Consider the following 5,383-nt stretch of genomic DNA (forward strand, 5'->3'; position numbering starts at 1 on the left):
ACCCACCCTCTTGTGGTTATCGTCTGGCCATCACAGCGGCCATCAAGGACACGGTGTTCGACTATGCCGATATCGCCATGTTCGCCGCTGACTACTTCATCAAGGCTTATCCGGAGCGGATCAAGGCGCGCTACCAGATTGACGAGTTGCCCGAGACCGAGATCGAGCTGCTGGAGATGATTGCCCGCCAACGCGCCTTCGTGCGCAAAGGGGGGCTGGCCGACCTGCACAAGGCGTCCGAGATCCTGATCAACGAGTTCCGCTCCGGCCTGCTTGGCCGCATCTCGCTGGAGACGCCGGAGATGGTGAGTGTCGAGATTGTCGACGCCGCCACAGAAGCCGAGCAAAAAGCCAAAGAGAAGGCCGAGCGGGAAGAGGAGCGTCAGGCTCGCGCCCGTCGCAAGTACGCCCGCAAGCGTCAAAAATAGTTATCCTCAGGCGTCCAGAGTTTGCCAGGCAACGAGCGAGCCTGTGAGACCGAGATGACGAAACAAGAAGAGGCGACCCGAGTGGTCGCCTCTGTCGTTTGGCGCGGGATAAATCTGGATATAAAGGCTGCGTGAGGCTTTGCTAGGGCGGGAAAACGTCGTCAGCCATGCAGCGATTTTGTGCGGGCGAAATGGCGATAAGAGTGAGCCACGCTGGTGAGAAACAGCATTCACCAGATGTGAAAAAGGGGAGCATGGCTCCCCTTGTTGATCCCTGTGTCCCGTAATGGGCAGATCTGATTATTGTTGCTGGATAACCCAGATCTGGAAGGCTTTGCGGGTTTCCGCATCAGCCTTGTTGTACCAGTTTTGCAATTGGGTCAGGGCTTCCGGATTGCTCTGAGCCTTGCTCGGGGCAACTGCGACCGGGGCGCTGGCTGCAGCCATCACGGCGGCAGAGGAGACGGCAACCGCTTTGGGCTGGTTGAAGGCCTTGCCCATGTTGATCAGCTCTTGCTGATAGTCACGGGTCAGTTGGAAGCCTTCCACTTTCGGCATCACGAACTGTTCGCTGCTCACTTGCTGGCCAGTGGCCTTGTCTTTCAGCGCTACTTTCTGCTCTTTGACAAACTGCTTTGCTTCGATTTCGTTGCGGGGCTGTTTGTAGTCCAGCACCAGCTGCTGATTGTCGGCTGCGGTGAAGTTGAGCACCAGCGGCTCGGCAGTCACCAGCTTGATCTCGCTGCGATTGGAGTAGTTGCCTTCAAAGGCGATCACCAACTGATGCTTGCCGGCACTAAGCGGGAAGCTGCTGGTTTTGTCGAGCAGCTTGGGGTTGATGGATTGGCCATCGAGCAGCTGCACAACATAAGGGGTGGTCACTTCCACTTGGGCATTGGCCAGGGCACTACCTGCCCACAACAGACCAGCCAGTGCCGGTACCAGAACAGTCAGTTTCATTTCATCTCCTTGAACAGTCAGGCGCATTGCCCACTGAAAACAGGGGCTCATTTTTGCAGGTTTGGTTCACTGCGGCAATGGCTCTTTCTGGTGGTCGATGTTCGCGCTGCTGTCAGTTTGTTTATCAATAGCGACCGACTTATTTATTCGATCCGCCGTGTGAACGGGGGGAGGGCGTCGAGCAGCCCCTTGCCATAACGTTTGGTCAGCAGGCGGCGGTCGAGGATGGTGACTCTCCCCCGATCGGCCTCTTTGCGAATGAGGCGGCCGCAGGCTTGAATGAGTTTGCGCGATGCCTCCGGCACCGTCAGCTGCAGGAAGGGGTTGCCACCCCGCTGCTCGACCCACTCGGCGGTGGCCTCCTCGACCGGCGAGTTGGGTACCGCGAAGGGGAGCTTGGTGATCACCAGATTGGTGAGATAGTGGCCCGGCAGATCCAGTCCCTCCGAGAAGCTGCCGGTACCAAACAGAATGCTGGCCTGACCGCCATCGCATTTTTGTTTGTGCAGGGTGAGCAGGGCGTTGCGAGAGGCCTCTCCTTGCACCAGTAGCGAGAGCCCTTTGGCCCGCAGCCCTGCGACCACTTCATTCATCTGCCGATAGGAGGAGAAGAGCACCAGACTCGCCTCCTTGCCAGCCAGAATGCGTGGCAGCACGTTGATGAGTTCATTGGTAAAGGCTGGCGAGTTGGGTTCGTGTTCCATCTTGGGCAGATAGAGCTCGGCCTTCTGGTATTCAAAGGGGGAGCGCAGACGCAGGTAACGGGTGCCATCGTGCTCTTTGAGCCCCACCTGATGGCGAAAATAACTAAAGGAAGAGAGGGCTGTGAGGGTCGCCGAGACCAGTACTGCCCCCAGACATTTCGACCAGAGCCACTCCTCCAGCAGATAACCCACCTCAATCGGTGAGGCATGCAGCCAGATATCGCCATCGTCACTCTTGGCCATCCAGCGGGCGAGCGGGGTCTTGCCGGTCGGGACATGGCGCCCCAGCATCTCCCACAGGGCGCAGAAACTCTCCAGCCGCTGCAGATGAAAACCGCTCTCGGCCAGCAGGGGTTCAGCCTCCTTGCGGCGGATCTCGCCATCTTTCAGCGCCTCACCGATGGCACCCTGCATCCGGTCCAGTGCCCGCAGCGCCTTCTTGCTCGACTCCTTGAGATTCTCCGCCAGCATGGGCAGGGGATCCGGCAGCACTCCTTCGGCGAAGCGGTAGTGGGGTTCAGTGCCAAACAGCCGATCGTTGTCGCTGAGCCACTGTTCGACCGCCTTCAGATCGGGCTGGATGGAGGCCAGTGCATCCTGCAGTTTGAGCTGGGGGTCGAGCAGGCTTTCCTTATTAAGAGTCCGCGCCAGTTTTCCTGCACTTTGTACCAGCTTCTCCAGCCAGCGGCGCGAGCCTTTGACGCTGGCCGACGCCGCGCCGTGATCCCGGGCAATGGTGGGCAGGTGATGGGCCTCATCCAGTACATAGATGCACTCATCAGGGGGCGGCAGGATGATGCCACCGCCCATGGTGAGATCGGAAAGCAGCAGCGCATGGTTCACGACCAGCACATCGGCGCTCTCCATGTCGTTGCGGGCGCGATGAAAGGGGCAGTGCTGGTGATGGCTCAGCGCCTTGTTGCAGGTGTGGCGGTCGGCGGCGATGCGATCCCAGCAGAGATCGGGAATGGGCTGTGGCCAGTTGTCCCGATCACCGTCCCATTTGCCATCGGTGTAGGCCTGCCATAGCGCCTGATAACGATCCTTGTCGCTATCCGATGGTTTGTGCTTGCTCAGACTGCCAAAGTCGAGTTCGAAGTTGGCCATCTCGGCGCCACTGGCTGCTTGCTCCAGCAGATGTTCGCAGCAGTAGCGCTGGCGGCCCTTGACCAGCATAAAGCGAAACGGCAGCTCGCTGTGGCGGTGGTAAAAAGGGAGGTCCTTGTGGATCAGCTGCTCCTGCAGGGCCACGGTGGCGGTGGAGATCACCAGCTTCTTCTGGGTGAGCCGTGCCACCGGGATGGCGCCCTGAGCGTAAGAGAGGGACTTGCCGATGCCGGTTCCCGCTTCGGCCACCAGGATCCGGCGCTGTTTGTCGTACTCGCCGGTCAGGGTTTTGGCTATCTCGGCCACCAGAAAGTTCTGCTCTTTGCGCGGCACAAAACCGGGCAACCCATCGGCAATCTGGCGATAGGTTTGACGAATGGTGGCTTTGAGGCGAGTAGAGAGCATATAGAGAAGGCCAGTTTGGGAGTTAATCGAAGGACAAGGATACCTGCAACCCCTTGGTGAGGTCGAGGCGACAGCCATTATCACGGCCGTTTCTCGCTGATCAGACCACTTTGGTTGTTTATCAGGGATTTAGCGAAGAGTGCAGGTAAAATGTACGATTTGAGTCTGAAAAAGTAGCCAAATCGATTGTAAACGTTTTCCTTCGACCTTACTGCCAGGTGAGACTTGGCTCACATTTTTGTCTCCGTGACTATGGTTTACCTAAAAAGTTCCAAGTTTTTTCATTGCGGTTCAAAAAATCCGGTGCTAGTCTCGGCGGCATAGTGATGCAAAGAACATCGCTAACACAGGGAATAACAACAACTTAGTGTTTAATTACAGTAGGCATTGGAAACTATGAAAAAGACAATTCTGGCTATTGCTATCCCGGCTCTGTTTGCATCCGCCGCTAACGCTGCAGTGATCTATGACAAAGACGGTACCAACTTCGACGTATACGGCCGTGTACAGGCTAACTACTACGGTGACCACGACTCTTCTGACGCTGAACTGGTTGGCGCTTCCCGTCTGGGCTGGTCCGGCAAGATCGCACTGAACAACACCTGGTCCGGTATTGCCAAGACCGAATGGCAAGTTGCATCTGAGAACAGTGACAATATCAACAAAGGCACTACCGCTACCAAAGGTGAGAGCACCGGCGGTAAATTCGAAGCTCGTCATATCTATGTAGGCTTTGACGGTACCCAGTACGGTAAAGTGATTTTCGGTCAGACAGACACCGCTTACTACGACTCCATTGCTGCAACCGATATCTTCAACGAGTGGGGCAGCGAAGGTAACCTGTATGACGGTCGCCAAGAAGGCCAGATCATCTACTCCAACAGCTTCGGCGGTTTCCACGGTAAAGTGTCTTACCAGACCAACGATGATGCTGTAACTTCCGTTAAGGACATCGGTTCCAACACCATCAGCAAGACTACCCAAGACGTCAAGTTGAACCAAGGTTACGGCGCTGCTGCTGGTTACAAGTTTGACTTCGGTCTGGGCTTCGATGCCGGTTACAACCGTTCTGACCTGGAAGCGACTGCTGACCGTGTTGGTTTCTTCACCAAAGGCAGCAAGTTCGAGAAGTCTGACTGGGCTATCTCTTCCAACTACGGCATCAATGGCTTCTACTTTGCAGCCATGTATAACGAAACCGACCTGAAAAACAAAGCGACTGGTAACAAGCACGAAGGTAAAGGCTACGAGCTGGCTGCTTCTTACAACGTCGATGCGTGGACCTTCCTGGCCGGTTACAACAAAGAAGAGACTCGTGCTCCGGGTGCTTCTTACAAAGATTCTATTGATGCGACCCTGCTGGGCGTTCAGTACGCTTTCACTTCCAAGCTGAAAGCTTACACCGAGTACCGTATTGAAGGTATCGACAACAAAGACGACCAGTGGACTGTTGCTCTGCAGTACAACTTCTAATAAGTTGAACAAGAGTAATATCCTGGCTTGAGTCTTTGACCGAGCTACGAATGGCCGAGATGATATCTCGGCCATTTTCTTTTTGGTGGTGCCTGCTGCTTCGTTATTGGGGGGCGGTCAATCGGCCTGATGACAGTGCTGCGGTCATATTTGGCGAATCACCTGTTCCGGCTAATCTCTTCTGCTTTCTGCTTTCTGCTTTCTGCTTTCTGCTTTCTGCTTTCTGCTTTCTGCTTTCTGCTTTCTGCTTTCTGCTTTCTGCTTTCTGCTTTCTGCTTTCTGCTTTCTGCTTTCTGCTTTCTGCTT

The 5,383-nt window shown here is 55.6% G+C and carries 5 protein-coding genes; 2 read left to right on the forward strand and 3 right to left on the reverse strand.

Going from position 1 to position 5,383, the window contains the following annotated elements; translation table 11 throughout:
• On the forward strand, positions 1-428 hold a 428-nt coding region (locus tag LD28_RS0119935; RefSeq protein ID WP_033138645.1), incomplete at its 5' end, for a YlqF/YawG family GTPase.
• A gap of 300 nt (positions 429-728) precedes the next feature.
• Here the strand turns inward: LD28_RS0119935 and LD28_RS0119940 are convergent.
• Together LD28_RS0119940 and dinG are read right to left on the reverse strand one after the other, a co-directional pair.
• Complete coding sequence (locus LD28_RS0119940; RefSeq protein WP_033138646.1) at positions 729-1,388, reverse strand: YccT family protein; 660 nt, start codon at positions 1,386-1,388, stop codon at positions 729-731.
• A gap of 143 nt (positions 1,389-1,531) precedes the next feature.
• Positions 1,532-3,604, reverse strand: coding sequence for an ATP-dependent DNA helicase DinG (dinG, locus tag LD28_RS0119945; protein ID WP_033138647.1), 2,073 nt, complete (start codon positions 3,602-3,604; stop codon positions 1,532-1,534).
• A 396-nt stretch (positions 3,605-4,000) separates the two neighbouring features.
• On the opposite strand from dinG, the gene LD28_RS0119950 reads away from it, so the two are divergent.
• Positions 4,001-5,077 (forward strand): porin, encoded by a 1,077-nt coding sequence (locus tag LD28_RS0119950; protein ID WP_033138648.1) that lies wholly within the window; start codon positions 4,001-4,003, stop codon positions 5,075-5,077.
• Positions 5,078-5,180: 103 nt separating this feature from the next.
• Here the strand turns inward: LD28_RS0119950 and LD28_RS23480 are convergent.
• Positions 5,181-5,383 (reverse strand): hypothetical protein (locus tag LD28_RS23480; protein WP_420911723.1); only part of this gene is annotated, 203 nt, incomplete at its 5' end.

The organism is Aeromonas finlandensis, assembly GCF_000764645.1.
Lineage (GTDB): Bacteria > Pseudomonadota > Gammaproteobacteria > Enterobacterales > Aeromonadaceae > Aeromonas > Aeromonas finlandensis.

What these genes read in the sequence shown, in the direction of transcription:
- LD28_RS0119940 (WP_033138646.1), bottom strand. Translation starts at nt 1,388, where the DNA reads ATGAAACTGACTGTTCTGGTACCGGCACTGGCTGGTCTGTTGTGGGCA.
- dinG (WP_033138647.1), bottom strand. Translation starts at nt 3,604, where the DNA reads ATGCTCTCTACTCGCCTCAAAGCCACCATTCGTCAAACCTATCGCCAG.
- LD28_RS0119950 (WP_033138648.1), top strand. Translation starts at nt 4,001, where the DNA reads ATGAAAAAGACAATTCTGGCTATTGCTATCCCGGCTCTGTTTGCATCC.